General features: G+C 71.7%; 24 protein-coding genes. 6 read left to right on the forward strand and 18 right to left on the reverse strand.

Going from position 1 to position 26,921, the window contains the following annotated elements; genetic code table 11:
- The first annotated feature begins 30 nt into the window (after positions 1-30).
- Together uvrB and ELI80_RS07555 are read left to right on the forward strand one after the other, a co-directional pair.
- A complete protein-coding gene (gene uvrB, locus ELI80_RS07550; protein ID WP_136650495.1) occupies positions 31-2,220 on the forward strand; it encodes an excinuclease ABC subunit UvrB in 2,190 nt (729 codons plus the stop codon).
- Positions 2,221-2,357: 137 nt separating this feature from the next.
- Complete coding sequence (locus ELI80_RS07555) at positions 2,358-3,062, forward strand: I78 family peptidase inhibitor (RefSeq protein ID WP_136650496.1); 705 nt, start codon at positions 2,358-2,360, stop codon at positions 3,060-3,062.
- A 15-nt stretch (positions 3,063-3,077) separates the two neighbouring features.
- On the opposite strand, the gene parA is transcribed toward ELI80_RS07555, so the two are convergent.
- Positions 3,078-3,710, reverse strand: coding sequence for a ParA family partition ATPase (gene parA, locus ELI80_RS07560; protein WP_136650497.1), 633 nt, complete (start codon positions 3,708-3,710; stop codon positions 3,078-3,080).
- Between the two features lie 128 nt (positions 3,711-3,838).
- On the opposite strand from parA, the gene ELI80_RS07565 reads away from it, so the two are divergent.
- Both ELI80_RS07565 and ELI80_RS07570 read left to right on the forward strand, forming a co-directional pair.
- A complete protein-coding gene (locus ELI80_RS07565) occupies positions 3,839-4,885 on the forward strand; it encodes a dipeptidase (RefSeq protein ID WP_136650498.1) in 1,047 nt (348 codons plus the stop codon).
- A 31-nt stretch (positions 4,886-4,916) separates the two neighbouring features.
- Positions 4,917-5,921 (forward strand): NAD(P)/FAD-dependent oxidoreductase, encoded by a 1,005-nt coding sequence (locus ELI80_RS07570; RefSeq protein WP_136650499.1) that lies wholly within the window; start codon positions 4,917-4,919, stop codon positions 5,919-5,921.
- Between the two features lie 3 nt (positions 5,922-5,924).
- Here ELI80_RS07570 and ELI80_RS07575 read toward each other — a convergent pair whose 3' ends face one another.
- The 5 genes from ELI80_RS07575 to ELI80_RS07595 all read right to left on the reverse strand — a co-directional run bounded on the left by ELI80_RS07575 (position 5,925) and on the right by ELI80_RS07595 (position 11,345).
- Positions 5,925-6,626, reverse strand: a complete 702-nt coding sequence (locus ELI80_RS07575) for a cytochrome c biogenesis CcdA family protein (RefSeq protein WP_136650500.1) — start codon at positions 6,624-6,626, stop codon at positions 5,925-5,927.
- A gap of 34 nt (positions 6,627-6,660) precedes the next feature.
- A complete protein-coding gene (fdxA, locus tag ELI80_RS07580) occupies positions 6,661-6,999 on the reverse strand; it encodes a ferredoxin FdxA (protein ID WP_136650501.1) in 339 nt (112 codons plus the stop codon).
- Positions 7,000-7,102: 103 nt separating this feature from the next.
- Complete coding sequence (locus tag ELI80_RS07585) at positions 7,103-7,477, reverse strand: RNA-binding S4 domain-containing protein (protein WP_236641378.1); 375 nt, start codon at positions 7,475-7,477, stop codon at positions 7,103-7,105.
- A 26-nt stretch (positions 7,478-7,503) separates the two neighbouring features.
- Entirely contained in the window at positions 7,504-10,731 is a 3,228-nt protein-coding gene (locus tag ELI80_RS07590; protein ID WP_438943058.1) for a helicase-related protein, read from the reverse strand.
- Positions 10,731-11,345 (reverse strand): tetratricopeptide repeat protein, encoded by a 615-nt coding sequence (locus ELI80_RS07595; protein WP_136650502.1) that lies wholly within the window; start codon positions 11,343-11,345, stop codon positions 10,731-10,733. The genes ELI80_RS07590 and ELI80_RS07595 overlap by 1 nt, the downstream gene beginning before the upstream one ends.
- Positions 11,346-11,423: 78 nt before the next feature.
- On the opposite strand from ELI80_RS07595, the gene ELI80_RS07600 reads away from it, so the two are divergent.
- Together ELI80_RS07600 and ELI80_RS07605 are read left to right on the forward strand one after the other, a co-directional pair.
- Complete coding sequence (locus tag ELI80_RS07600) at positions 11,424-11,708, forward strand: SCP2 sterol-binding domain-containing protein (RefSeq protein WP_136650503.1); 285 nt, start codon at positions 11,424-11,426, stop codon at positions 11,706-11,708.
- A gap of 23 nt (positions 11,709-11,731) precedes the next feature.
- Complete coding sequence (locus tag ELI80_RS07605; RefSeq protein ID WP_136650504.1) at positions 11,732-12,694, forward strand: alpha/beta fold hydrolase; 963 nt, start codon at positions 11,732-11,734, stop codon at positions 12,692-12,694.
- Positions 12,695-12,697: 3 nt separating this feature from the next.
- Here the strand turns inward: ELI80_RS07605 and pgi are convergent, their stop codons facing one another.
- From pgi to ELI80_RS07665, 12 genes are all read right to left on the reverse strand, one after another.
- Positions 12,698-14,323: a glucose-6-phosphate isomerase gene (pgi, locus tag ELI80_RS07610; protein WP_136650505.1), complete on the reverse strand. Its 1,626-nt coding sequence runs from the start codon at positions 14,321-14,323 to the stop codon at positions 12,698-12,700.
- A 13-nt stretch (positions 14,324-14,336) separates the two neighbouring features.
- Positions 14,337-15,008, reverse strand: a complete 672-nt coding sequence (gene pgl, locus ELI80_RS07615; RefSeq protein WP_136650506.1) for a 6-phosphogluconolactonase — start codon at positions 15,006-15,008, stop codon at positions 14,337-14,339.
- A gap of 7 nt (positions 15,009-15,015) precedes the next feature.
- A complete protein-coding gene (zwf, locus tag ELI80_RS07620) occupies positions 15,016-16,479 on the reverse strand; it encodes a glucose-6-phosphate dehydrogenase (protein ID WP_136650507.1) in 1,464 nt (487 codons plus the stop codon).
- 65 nt (positions 16,480-16,544) lie between these two features.
- Complete coding sequence (locus tag ELI80_RS07625) at positions 16,545-17,084, reverse strand: RSP_2648 family PIN domain-containing protein (protein ID WP_136650508.1); 540 nt, start codon at positions 17,082-17,084, stop codon at positions 16,545-16,547.
- On the reverse strand, positions 17,081-18,316 hold the full coding sequence (locus ELI80_RS07630; protein WP_136650509.1) for an RSP_2647 family RNA methyltransferase: 1,236 nt from the start codon (positions 18,314-18,316) through the stop codon (positions 17,081-17,083). The genes ELI80_RS07625 and ELI80_RS07630 overlap by 4 nt, the downstream gene beginning before the upstream one ends.
- Positions 18,317-18,368: 52 nt before the next feature.
- Positions 18,369-19,163, reverse strand: coding sequence for a class II glutamine amidotransferase (locus tag ELI80_RS07635; protein WP_136650510.1), 795 nt, complete (start codon positions 19,161-19,163; stop codon positions 18,369-18,371).
- Between the two features lie 175 nt (positions 19,164-19,338).
- A complete protein-coding gene (gene alaS, locus ELI80_RS07640; RefSeq protein ID WP_136650511.1) occupies positions 19,339-22,005 on the reverse strand; it encodes an alanine--tRNA ligase in 2,667 nt (888 codons plus the stop codon).
- 211 nt (positions 22,006-22,216) lie between these two features.
- Entirely contained in the window at positions 22,217-22,783 is a 567-nt protein-coding gene (locus ELI80_RS07645; RefSeq protein ID WP_136650512.1) for a hypothetical protein, read from the reverse strand.
- A 1-nt stretch (position 22,784) separates the two neighbouring features.
- Positions 22,785-23,171 carry a response regulator gene (locus ELI80_RS07650; RefSeq protein ID WP_136650513.1) on the reverse strand — a complete coding sequence of 129 codons (387 nt, stop codon included), beginning with the start codon at positions 23,169-23,171 and terminating at the stop codon, positions 22,785-22,787.
- A 4-nt stretch (positions 23,172-23,175) separates the two neighbouring features.
- Positions 23,176-24,333 (reverse strand): CheR family methyltransferase, encoded by a 1,158-nt coding sequence (locus tag ELI80_RS07655; RefSeq protein ID WP_136650514.1) that lies wholly within the window; start codon positions 24,331-24,333, stop codon positions 23,176-23,178.
- Positions 24,330-24,794, reverse strand: coding sequence for a chemotaxis protein CheW (locus ELI80_RS07660; protein ID WP_136650515.1), 465 nt, complete (start codon positions 24,792-24,794; stop codon positions 24,330-24,332). Before ELI80_RS07660 ends, ELI80_RS07655 begins: the two co-directional genes overlap by 4 nt.
- Positions 24,795-24,801: 7 nt before the next feature.
- Positions 24,802-26,913 (reverse strand): chemotaxis protein CheA, encoded by a 2,112-nt coding sequence (locus ELI80_RS07665; RefSeq protein ID WP_136650516.1) that lies wholly within the window; start codon positions 26,911-26,913, stop codon positions 24,802-24,804.
- Between the last annotated feature and the right edge of the window lie 8 nt (positions 26,914-26,921).

Below are 26,921 nucleotides of genomic sequence, written 5' to 3' on the forward strand. Positions count from 1 at the left end.
AGATTCCTGCACCGCAGTCGAGGAACGCCGATGGCCCACAACAACACGAACGCCCCGATCCCGCTGCTGCTCACCCCCCAGAAGCGCGAGAAGCTTGAAGGCGGCCGCCGCTTCGTCATGCAGTCCGAGTTCGAGCCGGCGGGCGACCAGCCCACCGCGATCGCGGAGTTGACCCAAGGCGTCCTGAACAACGAACGCGACCAGGTGCTGCTGGGCGCGACCGGGACCGGCAAGACCTTCACGATGGCCAAGGTGATCGAGGCGACGCAGCGCCCCGCCATCATCCTCGCCCCGAACAAGACGCTCGCCGCGCAGCTTTACGGCGAGTTCAAGGGCTTCTTCCCCGACAACGCGGTCGAATACTTCGTCAGCTACTACGACTACTACCAGCCCGAAGCCTACGTCGCGCGGTCCGACACCTACATCGAGAAGGAATCGCAGATCAACGAGGCGATCGACCGGATGCGCCACTCGGCCACCCGGGCGCTGCTGGAACGCGACGACGTCATCATCGTGGCTTCGGTCAGCTGCATCTACGGCATCGGCTCGGTCGAGACCTATTCGGCCATGACGCAGGACATGGTCGTGGGGCAATCCTACGACCAGCGCCAGTTCATCGGCGAGCTGGTCGCGCAGCAGTACAAGCGGCTCGACACCGCGTTCCAGCGCGGCGCGTTCCGGGTGCGCGGCGACGTGGTCGAAGTCTGGCCCGCCCACCTGGATGACCGGGCATGGCGCTTCAGCTTCTTCGGCAACGAGCTCGAGTCGATCACCGAGTTCGACCCGCTGACCGGCGCGAAGGAGGCCGAGTACAAGCAGATCCGCATCTACGCCAACAGCCACTACGTCACGCCCCGGCCGACGATGCAGCAGGCGATCAAGGGCATCCGATCCGAGCTGACGGCCCGGCTTGCCCAGTTGCAGGACGAGGGCAAGCTGCTGGAAGCGCAGCGGCTGGAGCAGCGCACCAACTTCGACCTCGAGATGCTCGAGGCGACCGGGGTCTGCAACGGGATCGAGAACTATTCGCGCTACCTGACCGGCCGCGCGCCCGGCGAGCCGCCGCCGACGCTGTTCGAGTTCATTCCCGACAACGCCATCGTCTTTGCCGACGAAAGCCACGTCAGCGTGCCGCAGATCGGCGGCATGTACCGGGGCGACTTCCGGCGCAAGTTCACGCTGGCCGAGCACGGCTTCCGCCTGCCCTCGTGCATGGACAACCGCCCGCTGAAGTTCGAGGAATGGGACGCGATGCGGCCACAGTCGGTCTTCGTGTCCGCAACCCCCGCAACGTGGGAGATGGACCAGACGGGCGGCGTCTTCACCGAGCAGGTGATCCGCCCGACCGGACTGCTGGACCCGGTGATCGAGATCCGCCCGGTTGAAACGCAGGTCGACGACCTTCTGGACGAGGTGCGGCAGGTCGCGAAGGCGGGCTACCGCACGCTCGTCACCACGCTGACCAAGCGCATGGCCGAGGACCTGACCGAATACCTGTACGAACAGGGCATCCGCGTCCGCTACATGCACAGCGACATCGACACGATCGAGCGGATCGAGATCCTGCGGGACCTGCGCCTGGGCGCCTATGACGTGCTGGTCGGCATCAACCTTCTGCGCGAGGGGCTCGACATCCCCGAATGCGGGCTGGTGGCGATCCTCGACGCCGACAAGGAAGGGTTCCTGCGCTCGGAAACCTCGCTGATCCAGACGATCGGGCGGGCGGCGCGGAACGTGGACGGGCGCGTCATCCTGTATGCCGACAGCATCACCGGCAGCATGGAACGCGCGATCGCGGAAACCGAGCGCCGCCGCGCCAAGCAGCACGCCTACAACGTCGAACACGGCATCACCCCGCAGACCGTCCGCAAGAACGTGGACGATGTGCTGGCCGGGCTGTGGCAGGGCGACACCGACCAGTCCCGGATCACGACGAAGATCGACAGGCCGCTGGTGGGCGCGAACCTCGCGGCCCACCTGGACGCGCTTCGCACGCAGATGCGGAAGGCCGCCGAGAACCTGGAGTTCGAGGAAGCCGCGCGCCTGCGCGACGAGGTGAAGCGGCTGGAGGCGGTGGAACTTGCCGTCTCCGACGACCCGCTCGCCCGGCAGACGGCGGTCGAGGAGGCGGCGGATGCCGCCGTGCGGTCGTCGGGGCGGTCCACCGCGGGCCGCGCGGGCCAGCGCGGCGGGAACAAGCGGTCGAAGCGGGGGCGCTGAGCGCGGGCGGGAAGGGCAAGCCGAGGCGCGCGCGAAGCGGGGGCGCAAGGCGGCGGTGTTCACCCGCTTGTCACCCGATCGTGCCTGAACGACCGTGGCGCGTCCGCGTTCCGCATGTCCTCAGGAAAGGACATGCAATGCTGCGTTCGATCTTCGCCCCCTCCGCCCTGTGCGCTCTGTCCGCCGTGGCCGCGACGGCCGGTTTCGCCGCACCCGCGCTCGCCTCGTCCGAGGATGCCTGGGCCGCCTTCCGCGCCGACGTGCGGACCGCCTGCGAGCCGCTGGCCGACGTGCCCGAAGGCGCGACGGCGAGCTATGCCGTGAACCCATTCGGCAGCGAAAGCTATGGCGCCGCGCTGGTGACCGTGACACTCAGGGACGGGTCCGCCGACCGGATGGTCTGCGTCTACGACAAGCAGGCGAAAACCGCCGAGATGACCGCGCCGTTCGGAGAGATGCCAGACAGGCCGACGCCCGCCGCGATGACCGGGACCCCGGGGGAAAGCGCATCCGGCCCGCTCACGCAGGCCACCGCCACCGACGCACCGGCTGCGCCACCGCAGGCGACGCTCCCCGCGCCTGCCCCTGACACGAGCACGACACCCGCGCCGGATACTGCGACGGGCACCACGCCCACCGGCACCGCGGACGCCGCCGCGGACTGCGGTCTGGAGACCTACCGCGCCCATGTCGGCCGCCCGCACTCCGAAGTCCCGATCCCGGACGGCGCGAATGTCCGCGTCATCACGCCCGACATGATGGTGACGATGGACTACGTCGCGGGCCGGGTGAACCTGCATGTCGGGACCGACGGCACGCTGGGCGACGTGACCTGCGGCTGATCTGGACGGGCAGGCTCAGCCCAGCCGAGCCATGACCTCGCCCGCCAGCGCCGTCACCTCGGCGCTGGCGGCGCTCGCGGGTCCGTCCGCGACGCCCCTGCCCCGGCCCAGCGTCTCGGCGAAGGCCACGCGGTTCCCCAGCGTGGCCGCCGCGACCTCTGCGCCCAGCTGCCCCGCGCCCGCCGCGATCTCGGCCCCCAGCCGGGTCCCCGGCCGCGTCCGGTTCAGCACCACCAGCGCCGGCCGCTTCTCGCGCGCGGCAAGGTCCAGCACCCCTTCCGTCGCCCACAGGTCCACCTGGCTGGACGCGACCGGCACCAGCACCAGGTCGGCCGCCCGCAGCGCCGGGCGCAGGTCGCTGTCGATCTTGGGCGGCGTGTCGATGATGATGAGATCGAAGCGGCGCTTCAGCTTGTCGGCCTTGTAGGCCGCACCCCATGCGGACGAGGTCGAGAACTCCAGCCCCTCGTCGGCGGGCAGGGTGCCAAGCCGTTCCATGAACCAGCGGCCAAGGCTTCCCTGCGGATCGGTGTCGATCAGCGCCACCCGGGCCCCCTCGCGCCGCCACGCGCAGGCGAGGTTCGCCGCGAGCGTCGTCTTGCCCGAACCGCCCTTCTGCTGGGCGACGGTGATGATGCGTCCCGTCATCGCTTTCCCTTGCCTGACACCCTCACGCTATCGCCGCAGCGCAGCGAAAGCACCCTCTATTGTGCGAGGTTGTGTCCGCCATGCGCCGGGGGCATGGTCGCGAGGCGCTGGGAAAAGACGGAGCCGAGATGCGGATCTTCGACGGTCACAACGACATGCTTCAACGGGTGGTCGCGGCCGGCGCGGGGGCCGCCGACCTGTTCCTGAACGGCGACGGGACCGGGCATCTCGACCTGCCGCGGATGCGCGCGGGCGGGTTCGCGGGCGGCTTCTTCGCGATCTGGATCCCCGATCCGGGCTACGACACCGACGCGCAGCACCCCGCGCCCGACTGGACCCCGCCGTTCCGGCTCGACCTCCCGGCCGAGATCCCGCACGATACCGCCCTGCCGTCCGCCTTCGCGCAGGCGGCCGCGCTTCACGCGATGGAACGCACGGGCGAGCTTGCGATCTGCCGCAGCGCCGCCGACCTGCGCGGGGCGATGGATGCGGGCAAGATCGCCGCGGTCCTGCACATGGAAGGGGCCGAGGCGATCCGCGATCCCGACGCCCTCTTCCTGTGGCACGCCCTGGGCCTGCGCTCGCTGGGGCCGGTCTGGTCGCGCCCGACGCGGCACGGGCACGGGGTTCCGTTCGCCTTCCCCTCCAGCCCCGACACCGGCGAGGGGCTGACGCCCGCGGGACAGGCGCTGGTCCGCGACTGCAACGCGCTGCGGATCATGATCGACCTGTCGCACCTGAACGAACAGGGCTGCAACGACGTCGCCCGCCTGTCCGACGCGCCGCTGGTGGCGAGCCATTCGGGCGTCCATGCCATTGCCGCAAGCTCGCGCAACCTGACCGACCGGCAGCTGCGCCTGATCGCCGACAGCGGCGGCCTCGTCGGGCTGAACTTCGCCATCGGCTTCCTGCGCCCCGACGGCCGGCGCGAGGCGGTGCCGGGGATCGAGCTGATGCTGCGCCATCTGGACCACCTGCTGGGCCTGCTGGGCGAACGCGGCGTGGCGCTGGGGTCGGATTTCGACGGGGCGCTGATGCCGTCGGACATCGGCGACGTGACCGGCAGCGCGCGGCTGATCGAGGCGATGCGCGCGCACGGCTACGGCGAGGACCTCGTCCAGAGGATCGCATGGCGGAACTGGGTCGACGTGCTCGAACGAACGTGGGGCGGCTGACGTGACCGGGGCCAAGGGAGACGGGGCTGGCATGGGCGGGAATGACGTGAACGGGAATGATGTGGACGGACCCGAGAAGGCCGGGGCCGGGCAGAGCGGCGCGGATGTCCGCACGGGCGACGACGCCGCCGACTGCCTGATCGTCGGCGGCGGCCCGGCGGGGCTTACCGCGGCGATCTACCTCGGCCGTTTCCACCGCAGCGCGATCGTCGTCGACGCCGACGAGGGGCGGCTGTCGCTGATCCCGACCTCGCACAACCACCCGGGCTATCCGGGCGGGGTGCACGGCTGCGACCTTCTGGCCGACATGCGGGTGCAGGCGCGGCGCTACGGCGCGGAGCTCCGCTCGGGCGAGGTGACGAAGGTCATCCGCGACGGCGACGTCTTCACCGCCGAGACGACCGCCGGTGCGGTCCGCGCCCGCACGGTCCTGCTGGCGACCGGGGTCGTCAACCTGCGGCCTCCGGTGGAACCTCGGGCCCACGACGCCGCGGTCGCTGCCGGCCAGCTGCGCTACTGCCCGATCTGCGACGCGTTCGAGCAGACGGGCCGCCGCATCGGCGTCCTCGGCCTAGACCGCCACGGGCTGGCCGAGGCAATGTTCCTTCGGACCTACAGCGACGACGTGGTGGTGCTGGCGCTGGCCGCGCCCGACCTGGACGACGACGCGCGCGAGCAGGCGCGCAGCGCAGGCATCGCGATCGAGGAGGTGCCGGTCAGCAGCTTCGACTTCGACGCGGACGACGTCGGGCTGACGCTGGACGACGGGCGCACGCTGCGGGTCGACACGCTGTACGCCGCGCTGGGATCGCGGACCCGGAACGACCTGGGAGAGGCGCTGGGGACCGAGCTGTCGGGCAACCAGTGCTTCGTCACGGACGCACACCAGCGCTGTTCGGTGCCCGGCGTCTATGCCGCGGGCGACGCGGTCGAGGGGCTGGACCAGATCAGCTGCGCAATGGGCACGGCAGCCCGCGCGGCGGTCGCGATCCACAACGACCTGCGCAAGGCGGACGGCGAGGTGCTGCAGGACTGACCCTCAGACGCTGACCGCGCCCCAGTCGCGCCAGTCCAGCAGCGCCTGCGCGATCATGCCGACGCGGTCGGTGGCGATGAACGCCGCGAGCGCGATCAGCATGACGCCGGCCACGATCCGGGCAAGGGCGCGCGCATCCGGCCCCGCCCGCCGCAGCGGCGCCGCCAAGGGCGCAGCGAGGGCGGCGAGAAGGGCGAACGGCAGCGTCATCCCGATGCCGTAGAGCGCCAGCAGCCCGAGCCCCTGCCACGTCGACCCGGGCCGGTTCGCGAGATACAGGATCGCCGCGAGCGACGGCCCCGCGCAGGCGGCCCACCCGAACGCGAACGCCATCCCGAGCAGCCCCGCCCCGATGACCCCTGCACGAATGCCCCCCGGCCCGCGCGCCGGAACCCGGACCCGCCCGGCCAAGAAGCGCCACCCGGCCAGCGCCAGCACCGCGACGGCGGTCCATGTCAGCCAGTTCCGCGCCTGTGCGAACAGGCCGCCCACGACCGTCGCCCCCGCCCCAGTCAGCACGAACACGAGCGTCAGCCCGGCGGCGAAGGCGGCCCCCAGACGCGCAAGCTCCCCCGCCCGGCGCACCTCAGCCGCCGCCCCGACCAGCACGGCAAGGTAGAACGGCAGGACCGGCAGGATGCAGGGCGACCAGAACGACAGCAGCCCCGCGACGGCGGCGTCGGGGGCTGTGATCACGGGCGGCATCGCGGCCTTTCAGCGCGACGGGCGGCTGCGCGTCTCAGTCGCCCTCGCCCGGCGCTTCCGAGAAGTACTTCTCCAGCTTGCCGGTCTGTCCGTCCATCTCGGCGGCGTTGGGCATCGGATCCTTCTTGCGGGTGATGACCGGCCACTGTTCGGAATACTTGCGGTTGAACTCTACCCAGTCTTCCATGTTCGGCTCGGTATCCGGGCGGATGGCGTCGGCAGGGCATTCCGGCTCGCAGACGCCGCAGTCGATGCATTCGTCGGGATGGATGACCAGCGTATTCTCGCCCTCGTAGAAGCAGTCCACCGGACAGACTTCGACGCAGTCAGTATACTTGCACATGATGCAGTTGTCAGTGACGACGTAGGTCATCGGCGGCGCCCCCAGCTTCGTGGACCTGACCTAGACCCAAGCGCGGGCCGGTTCAACCCGCGCCGACCGGGATCCCGCGTTGCATCGCGCCCGCCGCCCGCCTCTACGCGTCGGCCGCGGCGCCCGGATCGCCGCCATCCTCCGGTTCGCCCGCCTCTGCAGAACAGCCGTCGGGCGGGTCGGTCAGATCCTCGTAGAGCAGCCGCGCCTCGGTCGCCGGGCCGCGGCGTTCGCCCGCGGAGATGACGCGGAGGACGCGGACCTTGCCGAAGGTGGCGGCCGTGATGACGTCGCCGGGGCGCACCACCTGGCCCGGCTTGCGGCAGGGCTGGCCGTTCAGGCGCACGCCGCCTGCGGCGATGCGGTCGGCGGCGAGGGTGCGGGTCTTGAAGACCCGCGCGTGGCAGAGCCAGCGGTCCAGCCGGATCGCCTCGCCGGGCGGGGCGGCGGGCCCGGGGATGTCACGACCCCGCGCCACTCAGCCGTCCCCGGCACGCGAGGTCATCACGTGCCGTTCTTGAGCGCCGCCAGCACGGCAAAGGGATTGTCGGGGTCGATCGGCTTGTCCTGGCGGGGCGGGCGCGCCTCGTAGCTGCGCGCAGGCTCGGACTTGCCGCCCTTGGGGCTGCCCTTGCCGCGGAACCCCTGGCCGTGGCCCTTGCCCTGGCCTTGGCCCTGACCTTGGCCATGCCCCTTGCCGTGGCCATCGCCCTGGCTGCGGTCGCCCCGGTCCCCGCGCTCGCCCTTGGGCCGATCGCCCCTGCCGCCTTCGTTGAAGCGCCGTTCGCCGCCTTCGCCGCCCGGCTTGCCGTGACGGGCCCTGCCGCCCCGGTGCTGGCCGCCCCGGTCCTCGCCCTCGTGGTGCTGGCCGCCGTGGTGCTGGCCGTCGCGGCCCGAGCCCTCGGCAAGGGCGCCGTCGGCAGGCTGGCCCCCGGCGGATTGCCGGGCGCCCTGCGCACCACCGCGGACGTTGCGGTTGCCGCGCGGGCCGCGGGTCTCGCCCTCGGCGCCGCCGTGCCGGCGCTGGCCGCCGCGGGGACGCGGCGCCCAGGTGAAGGTGAAGAAGGTCTCGTTCTCGACGACCGGCGGCTCGGCGGCCGAGGCCGCCTCGACCACCTGGGCGGCGGCGACAGGACCATCCTCGCCGCCGGCAGCGGCCGCTGCCTGCGCTTCCGCTTCGGCAGTGGCTTCGGCGGCGGCTTCCGCAGCGCGGCGCTCGGCCTGCTCCGCTTCCCAGCGGGCGCGGGTCTCGGCCGCGAGGACGCTTTCCTCCTCGGTCATCGGCGCATCCGAGGCGGGCGAGGCGTCCGGCGCAGGCTCGGCCACGACCGGCGTAGCGCTGGCCTTAGGCCGCTCGCCCGGCTCGGCCTTGTAGCCGAGGCCGCGCATGAGGTCGGCGAACTGCGCCAGCGTCATCCCGGTGATCGACAGCATGTCCGGCGTCGCCTCGAACCCGGCCCGGCTGTCCTGCCCGCGCAGCAGGTCGGCGAGCCGTTCCAGCATGTCGATGCGGATCGCGCGCTCGCCCGCCGGGTGATAGCCCGACAGCGTGTAGGCGCGGCGCGGCACGTCGGGCAGGTTCGGGATCGTGACCAGGCCGGGGGGCGGGCTGCCGGGGAATTCGTCCGCGCCGTCCCACAGCGCGGTCAGCAGCAGCCGCAACCGCGTCGGCGCGGGCTTCAGCAGCGCCGGCTGGAAGATCGTGTACTGCCCGAACCGGACCCCGTGCTTGCGCAGGCTGCCCCGCGCGTCCTGGTCCAGTTCCTTGATCTCCTGCGCCACGCCCTCGCGCGGCAGGACCCCCATCGCCTCGACCAGGCGGAACGCCACGCCGCGGGCGAGACCGCTCAGCGTCTCGTCGTCACGCATGGCGATCAGCGGCTCGAAGCCCGAGGCGATCTTTCGGTCGATGAAGTGCTGGAGCCTGCGGCGCACCTTTTCCGCGATCTCGGGGCCGGCCTCCTCGTCGACGAAGACCTCGATCCCCGGCTTCAGCGGATCGGTGCCCTTCACCAGCTTGCCGACGGCCGAGCCGCCCCACATCAGGCCGCCCTGCTCGGTGAAGTCGAGCTCGGTGTCGGGCGCGTTGTAGAAGCGGTCCGACCGCAGGTGGAACTCGGGCCGCAGCGCCTCGTAGGCGGCGCGGGTCAGCATCCTTGCCTCGTCGCCCGTGGCAGAGGGGTCGGTGCGGAACCGGAAGCCTTCCAGCCGGCCGGCGAACTCGCCTTCGACCGTCACTTCGCCCTTGTCGTTCACCTCGGCCACCAGGCTCTCCTTCTGCTTGAGCCGCCGCAATAGCACCGAGGTGCGGCGGTCCACGAATCTTTGCGTCAGCGCTGCATGCAGCGCGTCCGACAGGCGATCTTCTACCGCGCGAGTCTCGCCCCGCCAATGGGCTTCGTCCCGGACCCAGCCGCCGCGCTGCGCGACATAGGTCCATGTGCGGATATACGCCAGCCGCTTGGACAGGGCGTCGATGTCGCCCGCGGGCTTGTCGATCCGCTCGACCGCGCGCGCCATCCAGTCGGCGGGGATGCCGCCGTCCTGCACGAAGCCGAAGATCCGGGACAGAAGCGTCGTGTGCTCGACCGGCGAGATGCTGCGGAAATCGGGCACGCGGCAGACGTCCCACAGCAGCCGCACGTCCCTGGGATGCGTCACCCGGTCGCGGATCTCGGGCAGGTCGCGCAGCACCTTGAGCGCGCGCAGGTCGTCCGCCTCGCGCCCGCGCATCAGCCATTCGCTGCCCGAGGGCTGTTCCAGCGACTGGACGAGCCGGTCCACGGTCCCGAATTCCAGCGACGGGTTGCGCCACATCAGGCGGCTGATGGGCTGGAAGCGGTGGTTCTCGATCGCCTCGATCAGCCCTTCCTCCAAGGGCTGCGCCTCGCCGGTGACGCCGAAGGTGCCGGGTTCCGTGTGGCGGCCGGCGCGGCCGGCGATCTGGCCCAGCTCGTGCGGGAACAGGGGCCGCATCCGCCGGCCGTCGAACTTGTGCGTGGCCTCGAAGGCGACGTGGCGGATGTCGAGGTTCAGCCCCATCCCGATCGCGTCGGTCGCGACGAGGTAATCGACCTCGCCCGCCTGGTACATCGCGACCTGCGCGTTCCGGGTCCGGGGCGACAGCGCGCCCATCACCACCGCGCAGCCGCCCTTCTGCCGCCGCAGCAGCTCGGCCGTCGCATAGACGTCATCGACGCTGAAGCCGACGATGGCCGAGCGCGCGGGCATCCGGCTGAGCTTCTTCGACCCGGCCCAGCTGAGCGTGGAGAACCGCTCGCGCCGCATGAACTGCGCGTTCGGGACCAGCGCGGCGATGGCCGGGCGCATGGTGTCGGACCCGAGCAGCAGCGTCTCGTGCAGGCCGCGCATGTTCAGCAGCCGGTCGGTGAAGACGTGGCCGCGTTCCGGGTCGGCGCAAAGCTGGATCTCGTCGATGGCGACGAAGTCGGCCAGCACGTCGGGCATCGCCTCGGTCGTGGCGACCCAGTAGGCGGTGCGTTCGGGGACGATCCGTTCCTCGCCCGTGACCAGCGCCACGACGGACGGGCCGCGCGCCTTGACGATGCGGTCGTAGACCTCGCGCGCAAGGAGCCGCAGCGGCAGGCCGATCACGCCGGTGCGGTGGGCCAGCATCCGTTCGATCGCGTAATGCGTCTTGCCCGTGTTCGTGGGCCCCAGCACGGCGGTGACGCGCGCGCGCTCGACCGACGCGCTCATCGTGCCGGCCATCAGACCGGCGTCCCCTCGGCGGCCTGCCGCAGACGTGCGACGCCCTCCTCGGCCTCGACCTGGTGCGGGTTGACGGCGAGGCTCGCGCGATACGCCTTGAGCGCGGCGCGGTCGCGGCCCAGCTCCTCGAGCATGGTGGCCAGCTGCGTGAGCGCGGGCCAGTAGCGCGGCTCGATCAGCAGGACGCGGCGAAGGTCGTCGGCGGCAGGGCCGAGATCGCCGCCCAGATAGAACGCCTCGGCCCGCGCCGCCCAGCCGGGGGCGAAGCCGGGCGCGTGTTCGGTGAGCGCGGTCAGGTGGCCGATGGCGCCGCGGGTGTCGCCCGCGTCCAGCGCCGCGTAGCCGCGCTTCAGCAGCAGGTCGGCCACGGCGGACCCCGACCGCGACCATTCGCGCAGGATGTCGCTTTCGGCGGCGGCCCACCCCTCGCCCTCGGTCTGGGCAAGCTCGGCGAACAGGTCGTCCATCTCGCCTGCGGGCATTGCCCGGCCGGTCGGGGCCGGCGCGGTGTCGGTGGCGGAAGGGGGCGCCGCGTCCTGCGCCCGCGCCGGGCCCGCGATCGGCAGGGCCGGGACGATCATCAGCGCATATGCCGCCACGACAATATGGATCATCAGGTAAAAGCCGCGCATAAGGGCGTGTAACGCGTCGCGGCGATATCCGCCAGCGAAAGCAGGAAACGGGAGAATGGAATGAGCGTCATCGACACCGCCGTGCAGCAGTTGAACGCCCGCCTCGGCGGCGGCTTCGACGGCACCGCCAAGTTCGTCATCACCGACGAGGGCACCATCTTCATCGACCAGAACGGCGCCCGCGCCGGCGACGGCGATGCCGACGTGACCCTGACCGCCTCGCGCGAGACGTTCGAGTCGATCCTGGACGGGTCCACCAACCCGACCATGGCCTACATGTCGGGCAAGCTGAAGCTCGACGGCGCCCTGCCGATGGCGATGAAGCTGGGCGGCGCGCTGTCCTGACAGGCCCCGCAGGGATACCGTTCGTGGAGCCCGCGCCTTTCCGCACGCTTCCCGGTGACCCCTCGCCGCCGGCCCGCGCTTTCTGGGTGCGGGCCGACGACGGCATCAGGCTGCGGCTGGCCCACTGGCCGGCCGCGACCGGACCGGACGCAGGGCCGGCGGGGACCATCCTGCTGTTCCCCGGCCGCACCGAATACCTGGAAAAATACGTCGAGGTCGGGCGCGAGCTTGCGGCAGGCGGCTTCCACGTCCTCGCCGCCGACTGGCGCGGGCAGGGGATGTCGGACCGGCTGCAGGCCGATCGCCGCCCCGGTCACGCCATCGACTTCGCGGACTTCCAGCGCGACGTGGTCGAGCTGGTGATCGCGGCGCAGGACCTCGACCTGCCGCAGCCGTGGCATCTCCTCGCCCATTCGATGGGCGGCGCGATCGGGCTGGGCGCGCTGGTCAACGAACTGCCGGTGGCAAGCGCGGTGTTCTCGGCCCCCATGTGGGGCATCATGGCGCGGCCCGCCAAGCGGCTGCTCGCCACCGGGCTGTCGCGGGTGGCCGGGCGGCTCGGCCGGTCGGGCCTGCCCGCCATCGGGACCGGCGGGCGCGGCAGCTTCGTGCTGGACTGCCCCTTCAACGACAACCTGCTGACCGAGGACGGCGCCCGCTGGGGCCGCATGGTGGCCGAGGCGGCGGCCTGGCCCGACCTGACGCTGGGCGGCGCCAGCTACGGCTGGGTCGGCACGGCGTTCGCCGAGACGCAACGGCTGGCGGCGGTGCCCGCGTCGGGCCTGCCCGACATCCCGGTGCTGGTGGCGCTGGGCGAGCGCGAGAAGATCGTCGCCCCCGACGCGATCCGCGACCGGGTCGACCGCTGGCCGGGCGCGAAGCTGATGATGATCGAGGGCGGCCGGCACGAGGCGATGTTCGAGACGCCCGACCGCCGCGCCCGCTTCATGGACGCGGCACTGGCGCATTTCCACGCCGGCGCCTGAGGCTCAGCCGTCCGCGCGCATCCGGGCGACCAGCTCCGCCAGCCGCAGGGTGGACCCGTCCTGCCCCACCGCCGCAGCCTCGTCGCCGTCCAGCAACGGCGCGATGGAAAGCGCGAGCTCCTTGCCCAGTTCCACCCCCCACTGGTCGAAGCTGTTGATCCCCAGGGCGACGCCCTCGACGAACACCCGATGCTCGTACAGCGCGACGATCGCGCCCAGGCGGAACGGCGTCAGTTTCGGATAGATCAGCGTGGTCGAGGGGCGGTTGCCCGGAAAGACGCGGTGGCGGGCCTGCCGGTCAAGCTCGTCGCCGGTCAGCCCCGCCGCCTCCATCAGCGCCCGCGCCTCGTCCAGCGAGCGGCCGCGCATCAGCGCCTGCGACTGCGCAAGGCAGTTCGCGAGCAGCAGCTTGTGGTGGTTGTCCAGATCGGGCTCGTGGCCCTCGGCGGCGACCATGAACTCGCACGGGACGATCTCGGTCCCCTGGTGGATCAGCTGGTAGAAGGCGTGCTGCCCGTTCGTCCCGGGCTCGCCCCAGACGACGGGGCCGGACACGCGCGGCAGGTCCGCCCCGTCCATCGAGACGCGCTTGCCGTTCGATTCCATTTCCAGCTGCTGCAGATAGGCAGGCAGCCGCAGCAGCCGCTGGTCGTAGGGCAGGACGGCCCGGGTCGGATAGCCGCAGACCTGGTGATGCCAGAGCCCGACGAGCGCCAGCATCACCGGCATGTTCTGCCCGAGGTCGGCATCCCGGAAATGGTCGTCCATGGCCGCGGCACCGGACAGGAACTCGTCGAACCGGTCCGGCCCGATCGCGATCATCAGCGACAGCCCGATCGGTCCCCACATCGAATAGCGCCCGCCGACCCAGTCCTCGAACCCGAACACGCGGTCGGCGTCGATCCCGAACTGCGCCGTCTTGCCAAGCGCCGAGGACAGCGCCGCGAACTGGTCCGCAGGGTGCGTGACGGCGCGGCCCATCCAGTCGCGGACGGTCGCCGCGTTGGTCATCGTCTCGATCGTGGTGAAGGTCTTGGACCCCACGATCACCAGCGTCCGGCCGGGATCCAGCCCCTCCAGCGTGTCGTGCGCGTCCGCGCCGTCCACGTTCGAGATGAAATGAACCCGCGGCCCGTCGTGATAGGGCGAGAGCGCCCGCACCGCCATCGCCGGGCCGAGATCCGACCCGCCGATGCCGATGTTGACGACGTCGGTGTAGCTGCCGCCCTGCCCCGCGATCTTGCCCTCGCGGATGCGGGTGGCGAAGCGGCGCATCCGCTCGAGCGTTTCGGCGACCCCCGGCAGCACGTCGCGCCCGTCGACCGCGACCGGGCCGCGATCCTTGCCCGCCGGCCGGCGCAGCGCGGTGTGAAGGACGGCCCGCCCTTCGGTTTCGTTGATGCGCTGACCCGAGAACATCGCCTCGCGCCGTTCCGGAACGACCCTGGCAAGATCCAGCAGCAGGTCCAGCGCGCGGTCGTCGAGCGCGGTCTTGGACCAGTCGAGCACCATGCCGCAGGCTTGCGTCGACCGGCGCGCGGCGCGGTCCGGCTCGGCCGCGAAAAGCGCGGTGATGGGGCGGTCGGCATGGGCCCGGCGATGGGCGTCGAGGTCGTTCCAGATCGTCATCGCGTGTTCCCCGTCATTCCGCCCAATGGACGCACAGATCGCCCCAGACCGCCCGCACGGGAGCCTGCGCCGGCGCAAGCTTGGCCGCGCGTTCCAGCGCCGCGCGCTTGGCCGCGCCGAAGATCATCAGGTGCGGGTCCATCGCGCGCTTCAGCACCGGCCCGGAAAGCGTCAGCCGCGGTTCGGACACCGCGTCCGACCGGACTGCCACGACCGCGGGCGCGCCGGGTTCCAGCGCGGCGGCGGTGGCGTCATCGTCGGGGAAAAGGCTCGCGATGTGCATGTCCTCGCCCATCCCCAGCAGAAGGACGGTGATCGGCAGGGCGCCTTCCAGCCGGTCGCTCGCGGCCGCGGCTTCCTCCTCGGGCGTGCCGGTGCCGGTGAACAGGTCGATGAACCGCGCCGCGGCGGCCGGTCCCTGCATCAGCTGGTGGCGCACCAGCCGGGCGTTCGACCGGGCGTCGGCAGGCGGCACGCAGCGCTCGTCGCCGGGGAACACGGTCACGCGGTCCCATTCCAGCTGCAGCTCGGACAGTTGCGAGAACAGCGGCGCGGGCGTGGTGCCGCCGGGCAGGCACAGCGTCGCGCGCCCGTCGGATCGCAGCGCCTGGCGCAGGCGGCCGGCGATGTCCTGGGCAAGCTGGAGGACAAGCGCCTCGCGGTCGGGGTATTCGATCAGCTTCATGTGGTCCTCATCCGCGCATCTCGCGCCAGCGGCGGCCGTCGCGCTTCATCAGCTCCGCCGCCTCGGCCGGTCCGGCGGAACCCGCGTCATAGGGCCGGGGCGGGGCATCGGACGACGCCCAGCGTTCGATGATCGGGTCAGCCCAGGCCCAGGCCGCCTCGACCTCATCGCCGCGCATGAACAGGGTCTGGTTGCCCCGGATCACGTCCATGATGAGCCGCTCGTAGGCGTCGGGAAGCTCGGCCCCCTCTGCCCCCAGCGCCTCGGCGAAGGACATGTCCAGCGGGACCTGCACCAGACGCATGCCGCCGGGACCGGGTTCCTTGATCATCATCTTGAGGTCCATGCCCTCGTCCGGCTGAAGCCGGATCATCAGCTCGTTCGCGCGGGGCGGGTCCGCGGCGTCGAAGATCGAATGGGGCGGCGTGCGGAACACGACCGCGATCTCGCTGGCGCGGGCGCGCAGGCGCTTGCCGGTCCGCAGGTAGAAGGGCGTTCCCTGCCAGCGCCAGTTCGCGAGCCGCACCTTGAGCGCGACGAAGCTTTCCGTGCGGCTGTGGGCGTTGCCGGCATCCTCGCCGTACCCCGCCATGCCGGCCGCGGGCCGGTACTGGCCGTGGACGATGTCGCCCGCCTCGACCGGCATCAGCGCGCGCAGGACCTTCAGCTTCTCGTCCCGCACCGCGTCGGGGTCGAAGTGCCACGGCGGCTCCATCGCGATCATGCAGAGAAGCTGCATCATGTGGTTCTGGACCATGTCGCGCATGGCCCCGGCCCCGTCGTAGTAGCTGCCGCGCCCGGCCACGCCCACGGTTTCCGCGACGGTGATCTGGACGTGGTCGACATACTGCGCGTTCCACAGGGGCTCGAACAGGATGTTGGCAAAGCGCACCGCCATCAGGTTCTGGACCGTCTCCTTCCCGAGATAGTGGTCGATCCGGTAGATCTGCGCCTCGTCGAAATGCCGGGCCAGCATCTCGTTCAGGTCGCGCGCGCTGGCCAGGTCGTGGCCGAACGGCTTTTCCACGACGATGCGGATCCCCTCGCCCGCAAGCCCGTGCCGGGCGAGGCCGCGCGCCAGGGGCTCGAACAGGAAGGGCGCGACCGAGAAATACGCGGCCCGGATCACCCCGTCGCGCATCTTGTCGCGGATCGCCTGCCAGGCAGGCTCGGCCGTGCCTTCGTCCGTCGCGTCCAGCGTGACATAGTCGAGACGCGACAGGAACTCGTCGAGCTGCGGGTGATCCGCGCGGGGGCCGTCATGTTCGGCGATGGCGGCGCGGATGTCGGCGCGGAACCCGTCGGTTGTCATTTCCGACCGCGCGCTGCCGATCACGCGCGCGCCAGGCGGCATCTGCCCCGCGACGAAGCGCCGGAACAGGCCCGGCATGATCTTGCGCCGCGACAGGTCGCCCGTCGCACCGAAGATGATGAGGTCGAAATCCTCGACCGGGATGACACGCGAGGCCATGGACGCCCACCCTTTCGTGTTCGGGTTAGACACTGGCGGCGGGCGCGGCAAGCCCGGACGGGCGTTCACCCGGCCCGCGCGACCGCCTTGGCGAGCCGCGGAAGCCGCGCCCGGCGCATCAGGTCGCGCAGATCGACCGGGCCGCCCGCGACCTGCGCCCGCGCGTGGACGGTGCGGACCGCCGCCCCGACGACGTCGGGCGCGCCGTTGCACAGGCCGGTCAGGAACGCGTCGGGGTGGACCGCCCGAAGGCCCAGCGCCGCGGTCGCGCGGGGCGGGAAGTCGCGCAGGTTGGCGGTGACGATCAGCCCCGCGCCCGACGCCAGCGCGGCCTCGGCCACGTGCCGGTCGGCGGGGTCGGGCCAGTCGATCCCCGCGGCGGCGATGCCGTCATCGGGCGCGGCGGCGCCGGGGCGGGCGGCACGAAGCAGCGCGATCTCGGCCCCGGCGACCTCGCCCTGCCCCAGCCGGGCGGCGGCGTGGCGCCATTCGGCGAGGATCCGGTCCGACCAGACCGGCTCGTAAAGCCCGGCCTCGGCCGCGAGGATCAGGATTTCCCGCAGGACGGTCGGGTAGAGGACGCAGGCGTCGAGAACCGCCTTCATCCACCCAGCCGGAAGAACAGCGACTTGAGATAGCCGCTTTCGGCAAGCTGCGGCAGGATCGGGTGGTCCGGGCCGGCGAAGCCCGTGTGGACCAGCTGCATCCGCCGTCCGCCGCGGCCGATGCCGCGCGCGCTCGCGTTCCGGAACGCGGTCAGGTCGGCGGCGTGGCTGCACGAGCAGAGGACGAGATAGCCGCCCGGCGCGACCAGCGGCGCGGCGAGGCGGGCCACGCGTTCGTAGGCGCGCAGGCCCGCATCCAGCGCGGGCTTCGCGGGGGCGAAGGCGGGCGGGTCGCAGACGACGAGGTCGAAGCGCGCGCCCTCGGCGCCCAGCGCCTCCATCTGCTGGAAGGCGTCGCCCTGCCGCGTGGCGACGCGGTCCGCCGCGACCATCGCGCGCGCGCCGCCCGTCGCAAGCTCCAGCGCCGCCGCCGATCCGTCGACGAGCGTCGCGTGCTCCGCCCCCGCGGCGAGCGCGGCAAGGCCGAACCCGCCGACATGGGAGAAGACGTCGAGGATCCGCCCGCCGCGCCCCAGCCGCGCCGCGAAGGCATGGTTCGGGCGCTGGTCGTAGAACAGCCCCGTCTTCTGCCCGCCGGTGAGGTCGGCGAGGTAGATCGCGCCGTTCATCGGCACCTCGACCGGGCCGCTCAGGCCGCCGCGCAGCACCTCGGTCCGGTCCTCGAGACCTTCCAGTCCCCGCGCCCGACCGCTTCCGTTCATCACCACGGTCGAGACGCCGGTGACGTCGACCAGCGCCTGCGCGAGATCGTCGATCATCCGGTCGGCCCAGGCGGCGTTCGGCTGGATCACGGCGGCATCGCCGAAGCGGTCGATGATGGTGCCGGGCAGCCCGTCGGATTCGGCGTGGACCAGACGGTAGAACGGCGCGTCGAACAAGCGTTCCCGCAGCGCCAGCGCGCGGGACAGCCGCGCGGCGAGCCAGTCGCGGTCGATCGCGGCGTCGGCGCGCGGGTCCATCATCCGGGCGACGATCTTCGAGGCCGGGTTGACCGTGACGACGCCAAGCGGCTGGCGCTCGGCATCCTCCAGCACCGCCATCGCGCCCGGGGGGATCGCGCGGGTGCGCCGGTCGACCACCAGCTCGTCGGCAAAGACCCATGGAAAGCCGTGCCGGATCGCGCGCGCGTTCGCCTTGGGGCGCAGGCGGACGACCGGCAGGCCGGCGGGGCCTGCGGTCGGGGTCTCGGTCGGCTCGGGGGCGTGGGTCATCGCGGCAGTCCTTTCGACCGCCGCTGTGCCACGCGGGGACGGGGCCGGCAAGTCAGGCCGCCACGCGCTCCGCCATCGGCCGGAACGGGCGGATCGACACGTCCTGCCCGTCGAAGGCGCAGAACGACCCCGGCGGCACTTCCAGCCAGCCCGGCTCGTCGGCCTCCAGCGGCTCCGACACGACCGCGAACCCGCACCGCGAGGACGACCAGCGGTAATAGAGCGACGGCGCGTTGTCGTCGCTGGCATAGCGCACGGCGTAAAGCCGCCGCCCGTCCGAGAACGCGGCCGTCAGCCGGACGTGCGGCAGCGTGCCGCGCGCCTCGGCCAACGCCTGGAACCGGAACGCGGCGCGTTCCATCGCACCCGCGGGATCGGCCGCCAGCCCTTCGCCAAGCGCGGCCAGGAACAGCGCCTCGCTGTCGGTCGCGCCCTTGCGGTGGGCATAGAGATCGTCGGGGATCAGCGCCTCGGCCGCGCGCCGCCAGCCGTCGTAGCCGCCGAACTGGCCGTTGTGCATGAAGGACCAGCGGCCCACCGCGAAGGGGTGGCAGTTGTTGCGGCTGGTCGCCGTTCCGGTCGAGGCGCGGACATGCGCCATGAACAGCCGCGACTTCACCGTGGCGGTCAGGCTGCGCAGGTTGGGGTCAGACCAGGCGGGCATCACGTCGCGGTAAAGCCCCGGATCGTCGCGGTCGCCGTACCAGGCAAGCCCGAAGCCGTCCGCGTTCACCGGCGTGTGGCAGCGGATCGCGGACTGGCTTTGCCGGACCAGCGAATGCGCGGGCAGGCTGACGATATCCTCGAGATAGATCGGCTCACCGATGTAAGCCGCCCAGCGACACATTTCCCCTGCCCCCCGCTTTGCTTCTTTCAGCGGGGGCTAGCATGAAAACCGGCCGATTTCACCGGCATTGTGCCAGCTGGCCGCACGCCTGCGATCACATCGTCGCGCTTGCGCAACGAGCGGGCAGACGGCGCCGGGCAGCGGGGCACGGGGCGGCACGGCGCCACGGATCGGGTCAGGACTTCGCGGCGATCATCGCCTCGACCGCCGCGATGGCGTCATCGGCCGCGTCGAGCGACGGCGCGCCGCCCTGCGCCCGGTCCGGACGGCCGCCGCCGCCCTTGCCGCCGAGCGCCTGCACCGCCGCCTGCACGATCTCGACCGCGCTCAGCCGGTTTACGAGATCCTGCGAAACGGTCGCGGCCACGGTCGCCTTGCCGCCATCGTCCGACATCGCCAGCACCGCGCCGGGGCCCGACAGCTGCCCGCGCATCTGGTCGGCGAGCGTGCCCAGGTCCTTGCCCGACACGCCCGACAGGCGGCGCGCGACGAACTTCAGCCCGCCCACGTCCCTTTCGGCCGCATCGCCGCCGCCCGCATTGCCCATCGCAAGCTCGCGCCGCAGCTGCGCGACCTCGTTCGCCAGCGCCTTGCGTTCGTCGGCGAGCGCCTTCACCCGGCCGACAACGTCCCCCGCCTGCGCCTTCAGAAGGCCGCCGATCTCGCTCAGCTGCCGCTCGGCGCCGCGCAGGTGGTCGAGCGCGGCCTGCCCCGTCAGCGCCTCGATCCGGCGGACGCCCGCGCTCGACGCGCTGTCGCCCAGAAGGACGAACGCGCCGATATCGCCGGTGCGGCCGACATGGGTGCCGCCGCAAAGCTCGATCGAATAGACGTCGCGGCTGGCGCCCTTGTCGGACCCGGCCCTGCGGCCCATCGACACGACGCGGACCTCGTCGCCGTACTTTTCACCGAAGAGCGCCTGCGCGCCCATCGCGCGGGCGTCGTCGGGGCTCATCACCCGCGTCTCGACCGGCGTGTTCTGGCGGATGACCTCGTTCACCTCGGCCTCGACCTGCGCCAGTTCATCGGCCGACAGCGCCTTGCCGTGGCTGAAGTCGAACCGCAGCCGGTCGTCGGCATTCAGCGACCCCTTCTGCGCGACATGCGCGCCCAGCGCGGCCCGCAGCGCCTCGTTCAGAAGATGCGTGGCCGAGTGGTTGGCCCGGATCGCCCCGCGCCGCGCGGCGTCAACCGACAGGACGGCCCCCTGCCCGCGCCCGATCCGGCCTGCCGTGACCTCGGCCATGTGGATGAACAGGTTGCCCGACTTGCGGGTGTCGGTCACGCGCGCCGCGCCCGTCTCGGTCTTGATGAGGCCGCGGTCGCCCACCTGCCCGCCGCTTTCGGCGTAGAAGGGCGACTGGTTCACCACGATCCCGACCTGCTGGCCCTCGGTGGCGCCGTCCACCTCTGCCCCGTCGATGACCAGCGCCAGGATCGCGCCCTCGGCCTCGTCGGCGTCATAGCCCAGGAACTCGGTCGCGCCGTGCCGGTCGGCGAGATCGAACCAGATCGCCGCGTCCCGCGTCTCGCCCGAACCGGACCACGCGGCGCGGGCCTTGGCCTTCTGTTCGGCCATGGCGCTGTCGAAGCCCGCGACCTCGACCCCGCGCCCCTGCTCGCGCAGGGCGTCCTGCGTCAGGTCCAGCGGGAAGCCGTAGGTGTCGTAAAGCCGGAACGCCGTCTCGCCAGGCAGGTCCGCGCCGTCGGGCAGGCGCGCGACCTCGTCGCCCAGCAGCCGCAGCCCGCGGTCGAGCGTCTGGCGGAAGCGCGCCTCCTCGCCCCGCAGCGTCTCCTCGATCATCACCTGCGCGCGGGTGAGTTCGGGATAGGCCGCGCCCATCTGGCGCACCAGCGCGGGCACCAGCCTGTGCATCACAGGATCCTGCGCGCCCAGCATGTGCGCGTGGCGCATGGCGCGGCGCATGATCCGGCGCAGGACATAGCCGCGCCCCTCGTTCGACGGCATCACCCCGTCCGCGATCAGGAAACTGGTCGAGCGCAGGTGGTCCGCGATGACGCGGTGGTGGATCTTGCCGGGGCCGTCGGGATCGCTGCCGGTGGCGTGGGCCGACGCCTCGATCAGCGAACGCATCAGGTCGGTGTCGTAGTTGTCGTGCTTGCCCTGCAGCAGCGCGCCGATCCGTTCCAGCCCCATGCCGGTGTCGATCGACGGGTTCGGCAGCGGCTTCATCGAGCCGTCCTCGAACTGCTCGAACTGCATGAAGACGAGGTTCCAGATCTCGATGAAGCGGTCGCCGTCCTCGTCGGCGCTGCCGGGCGGGCCGCCCCAGATGCCGTCGCCGTGGTCGTAGAAGATTTCCGTGCAGGGGCCGCACGGGCCGGTCGGGCCCATCTGCCAGAAGTTGTCGTTGGTCGCGATGCGGATGATGCGGTCGTCGGTCAGGCCCGCGACCTTCTTCCAGATCGCCGCCGCCTCGTCGTCGGTGTGGTAGACGGTGACCAGAAGCCGGTCCTTCGGTATGCCGAAGTCCTTCGTCAGCAGTTCCCACGCATAGGGGATCGCCTGTTCCTTGAAGTAGTCGCCGAAGCTGAAGTTGCCCAGCATCTCGAAGAAGGTGTGGTGCCGCGCGGTGTAGCCCACGTTGTCGAGGTCGTTGTGCTTGCCGCCCGCCCGCACGCATTTCTGCGCCGTGGTGGCGCGGACGTAGTCGCGCTTCTCGACCCCGGTGAACAGGTTCTTGAACTGCACCATGCCGGAGTTCGTGAACATCAGCGTCGGGTCGTTGCGCGGCACCAGGGGCGAGCTGTCGACGCGGGCGTGCCCGTTCCGTTCGTAGAAGTCGAGGAAGGTCGAGCGGATGTCGTTCAGACTGGGCATCGGGAAGGGCTTTCCGGCTGGGCGAGAGGCAGTCCTGCACATAGACACGCGGCCTGCCGCGGTAAAGGCGCAAGCGCGGGGCGGTCGGGGCGGGGTACTCGGCACGGCGTGGCGGTGGGCGGCGGGTCGGGGCGGCCTGGGCGAGGCGTGGACGGGGCGGCATTGTCGGCCTGGCGTGGGCTGGGCAGCGCGTTGACCGGAACCGCGCGGGTCAGTCGAAGAGCTGCACTGTGCCGGGGGCGGCGCGGTCGTCGGGCGCGGTCCCCTGCCCCGAAAGCCGGGCCGCGAGCGACCGCATGCTCATCGCGTCCAGCGCCCGCTCGGTGCCCCCGGGCGGCGAAGGATCGTGGCCCAGCGCCCGGCACAGCGCGCCCAGTTCGGCCGCGGTCTGCGACAAGCGGTCGAGATCCTGCAGCGCGACGATCAGGGCCGCAGGCGGCGCGGGCCGCGACGGCTTGCGCCCGCTGCGCGGTCGCCCGCCCAGCCCTGCCGCGTGCGGAGCCCCTGGCTCCCGCCCAGCGAAGTCCGGCCCCACGACATACGGCCGCACGAGGCGCGACCCCGTCGCGTCCGGCCCTTCCCCGCCCCGCCCTTCCGCGTCCGCGCCCTCCGCGTCAGCCCACTCCGCGTCAGGCCCCCTCACGTCCGCGCCAACCAGCCCGGCCGACAGCGCCGCCTGCAACCGCAGCATGTCGTCCGCCATCGCTGCAAGCTCGGCCCCCAGCAAAGCCAGAAGGGGCGCCGGGGCACCAGGCGTCGCCGGCGCAAGGTCCGCCATCTCAGAACCGCCCCACGACCGCTTCGAGGCAGGACTTCAGCTCGGGCGTGGTGAAGGGCTTGCGGATGAAGTTGTTCATGCCCAGCGACTTGCCGCGATCGATCAGCTCCTGCTCGGCCCGGCCTGTCACGAGGACGAACCCGACCCCCTTCGTGCGCGCGTCGCGCCTGAGCGTCTGCAGAAGCTGCAGCCCGTCCATGCCGGGCATGAAGTAGTCCGACAGGACCAGGTGCACGGGCCTGGCCGCGACCTTGACCAGGGCCTCCTGCCCGTCGGTCGCGTGCTGGACGTTGCGGATGCCCATGCTGTCCAGCGCCTGCAGCATCAGCCCGCGGCTCGTCGCCGTGTCGTCCACGACCATGACCTGAAGGTGATCCTTGATGCTCATTCGTTCATCCTTCCGTCCTGGCCGGATCCGCACACTGGTAGACGGTCGGGCCGACCTGGCGCACCCGGCCCCGCAGGGCTTTCGGCGCCTGCTCGGAATGCCCCACGATCAGCCAGCCGCCGGGGCGGAGGTGGTACAGGAACTTCTCCCACAGCAAATGCTGGGCAGCGGCGTCGAAATAGATGATCACGTTGCGGCAGAAGATGACGTCGAACTGCCCCGGCAGCGCCCAGCGGCCGTGCAGGTTCTGGGGCCGGAACTCGACCTTGCCGCGCAGGCCGGGCCGCGCGCGGATGCCGGCCCTCGCAGGCCTGAACCACGCGTCGCGCAGATCCGGGGGGATCGAGGCGGCCTCGGTCTGCGAATACTCGCCGCGCTCCGCCCGCGCCAGCACGTCGCGGTCGATGTCGGTCGCGAGGATGGTGAGCGGCGGGGCGTCGGCCCAGGACAGCGCCGGGGGCGACAGCGCCATCGCGATCGAATAGGGCTCCTGCCCGCTGGAACAGCCCGCCGACCAGATGGCGAGCGGGGCGTCGGTGTCGCGGCACCAGCGCGGGGCCACGACGCCGCGCAGGAAGTCGAAGTGATGCGGCTCGCGGAAGAACTGCGTGACGTTGGTCGTCAGCGCCGTGACGAGATCGGGGATCAGCCCGGCGCCCGCGGGGCTTTCGAGCAGCCGGACGTAGCCTGCGAGGTCGCCGCACCCCGCCCGCGCAATCCGCTTTTCCAGCCGCGCGAGGATCATGTTGCTGTTGCCGGCCCCGAGCACGATCCCGGCCTCGCGGTAGATGATGCGGGCGATGCGCGCGCAAAGGACGTCCGAGCGGTCGAACGTCCGGGTGGCACGGGTCGGGCCGGAGCTGGCCGGCCGCGGCGGTTCGGCGGTGCCGGGGGCACACGGCGAGGTGCGGGTGCCGGGACTGGCAGGCTCGGGAATGTCCTCGCTCACCAAGACGTTCGCAGCGAAGTCCGACCGCAGGATGCCGCGCGGACCGTCGCCAGGAATGGCCCCGGCAGGATTGCAGCTGTCGCGCGAGAGCCGGTCGGCACGCTCGGGGGAAAGCCGCGAGGGCTGTCGCCCGGCTCTCTGCCGACCGGCTTCGAGGTCGGCCGGGCGGTCGGCCAAAGGAGAGTGGGCGGCGGTCCCGAGGTCGCTTGTCATGCGGCGTCCACCGCCTGTCCGGGAAGCACGGCGCCCAGGTCCAGCACCCGGATCAGCCGTTCGTCGACGAGCGTCAGCGCGCTGATGCACATGGCGGGTCCGGTATCGCCCAGGTCCGGCGGCGGCTGGAAATTTTCGACCGGGATCGACAGGATGTCGGACACGGCGTCGACCAGCAGCCCGACGGTGTGCCCGTTCACCGCCACCACGATGATGACGTTGCGGTCGTCACCCGCGACCGGCGCCATCCCCAGCCGCACGGCAAGGTCGATGACGGGCAGGATCGTGCCGCGCAGGTTGATGACGCCCTTCACGTGCCCGGGCGCGAAGGGAAGCGGCGTGGCGCGGGTCCAGCCCCTGATCTCGCGCACGGACATGATGTCGACGCAGTATTCCTGGTCGCCCAGGCGGAATGCCAGGAGTTCGGTTGCGTGCGCGGTCTGCGATGCGTTGTCGGTCATGGCCGGGTCATCCTGCGAGCGGAAGTTGAAGGGGCGCGCGGTCGCCGCCGGGCGCGCGCCGGACGAGGTCGGACGGGTCGAGGATCAGGGCCACCTGCCCGTCTCCCAGGATCGTGGCGGCGGCGACGCCGGGGGTGCGGCCATACTGGCGGCTCAGCCCCTTGATCACGACCTGCCGCTGGTCGAGGATCGCGTCGACCACCAGCGCCGCGCGGCCGCCATCGTCCAGCGCGATCAGAATCACGATCCGGTCGCGGTCCGATCCCGGGCCTTCGCGGAAGCCCAGCTGCACGCCCAGGTCGAACAGCGGCACCAGCTGGCCGCGGATGTGCAGAAGCTCGGTCGAGCGGCCGATGCGGCGGATGGTCCCGGGCGCCAGCATCACCGTTTCCATGATCGCCGAGAGGGGCACGACCAGCGTCTGGCCGGCGACCCGGACCACCATTCCGTCGAGGACCGCGAGCGTCAGCGGCAGCGAGATCGAGAAGCGCGTCCCCCGCCCCGGCTCGGCGAAGATCGAGATCCGCCCGCCCAGGCCCGTGATGGCGCTTTTCACGACGTCGAGCCCGACCCCGCGGCCGGAATAGGACGAGACGCTGGACGCGGTCGAAAACCCGGGCAGGAACAAAAGGTTGTCGATCTCCGCCTCGCCCAGCTGCGCATCCGGCGGCACGAGCCCCCGGTCCACCGCCGTCCGCAGCACCCGGTCGCGGTCGATGCCTGCGCCGTCATCCGCGATCTCGATGACGACGCGCCCGGCCCGGTGCGACGCCGACAGTGAAACGGTGCCCTGCGCGGGCTTTCCGGCAGCGGCCCGCGCCGCAGGCGCCTCGATTCCGTGGTCGACCGCGTTGCGGACCATGTGCGTCAGGGGATCGGACAGCCGCTCGATCACCGTCTTGTCGATCTCGGTCGTCTCGCCCTCGGTCAGCAGCCGCACGGTCTTGCCGACCGCGAGCGAGGTTTCCCGCAGGGTCCGCGCCATGCGCTGGAACAGCGGCTTCACGGGCTGCGCGCGGATCATCATCACGCTGTCCTGGATGTCGCGGGTGAGCATCTGGAAGGCCTCGAGCCCCCCCATGACCATGCCGTGCTCGGCGATCCCCGCCTCGGACACGCTCTGCGCCAGCATCGCGTGGCTGATCACCAGCTCGCCCACCAGATTTACGAGCCGGTCCACCCGTTCGAGGTCGACGCGCACCGTCGCGGGCACATGATCGGCCGGATCGGCGCGCGTGCCCGCCGCGGGCGGATTGCTTGCCGCCTGCACGGCGGCGGCCGAGGCCGCCGGATGTCCGGTCTCGTCCGCGGGCGACCCCGCCCCGGTCCCGGCCAAAGGCGCCGACGGCTGCGGCTCGGCGGCCAGGGGGCTGCGCCGGATCGACAGGTCCGACACGTCGGCGACGAAGTCGAACGCCTCGCGGAGGTCCATTTCGGGCACCTCGCCGGCCAGTTCGATCCGCCAGGACAGAAGCGGCAGCTCCGCCGCGTCGACCGATAGCGGCAGCTCACCCGGGACCGAACAGGTGACCCGCGCTTCTCCCAGCGCCGCGAGATTGCGCAGGATCAGCAGGGGCTCGTTCCCCGACGTGTAGAGCCCGCTGCGCGGCGTGAAGTCGATGATCCACGGCGCGGGTCCGTCAAGGCCCTTCGGCTCCTCGGCCAGGCCCGCGAAGCCGAGGTCGATCAGCATCGGCGTGAAGTCCACGGGCGCGGGCCCCCTTGGCGCACGCGCGAGCGGCAGCCCCTCGAGCGCACGCAGCACCGCGTCGGCGCCGTCCGGCGGGCACGCGCCGGACCGCGCGGCGCGAACATGGTCGTGGAGCAGGTCTGCGCCCTGGAAGAACAGGCGAATCGCCTCGGCATCCGGGACCAGGCGGCCGCTGCGCAGGTCGTCGAGCACGGTCTCGAACCTGTGGGCGAAGTCGACTAGGTCGTTCAGCCCGAACGCCCCCGCGCCGCCCTTGATCGAATGGACCGCGCGGAAGACCACGTTCACCGTCTCGGCGTCGCCGCTGCCCTGCTCCATCAGCTGCAGGGCGTCGTGCAGGGATTCCACCAGCTCCTCGCATTCCTCGAAGAACGAGGCGCGGATGGCGATCATCGGGTCATCTGTCATGTCGGGCC

Source organism: Paracoccus aeridis (assembly GCF_004923205.2).
Lineage (GTDB): Bacteria > Pseudomonadota > Alphaproteobacteria > Rhodobacterales > Rhodobacteraceae > Paracoccus > Paracoccus aeridis.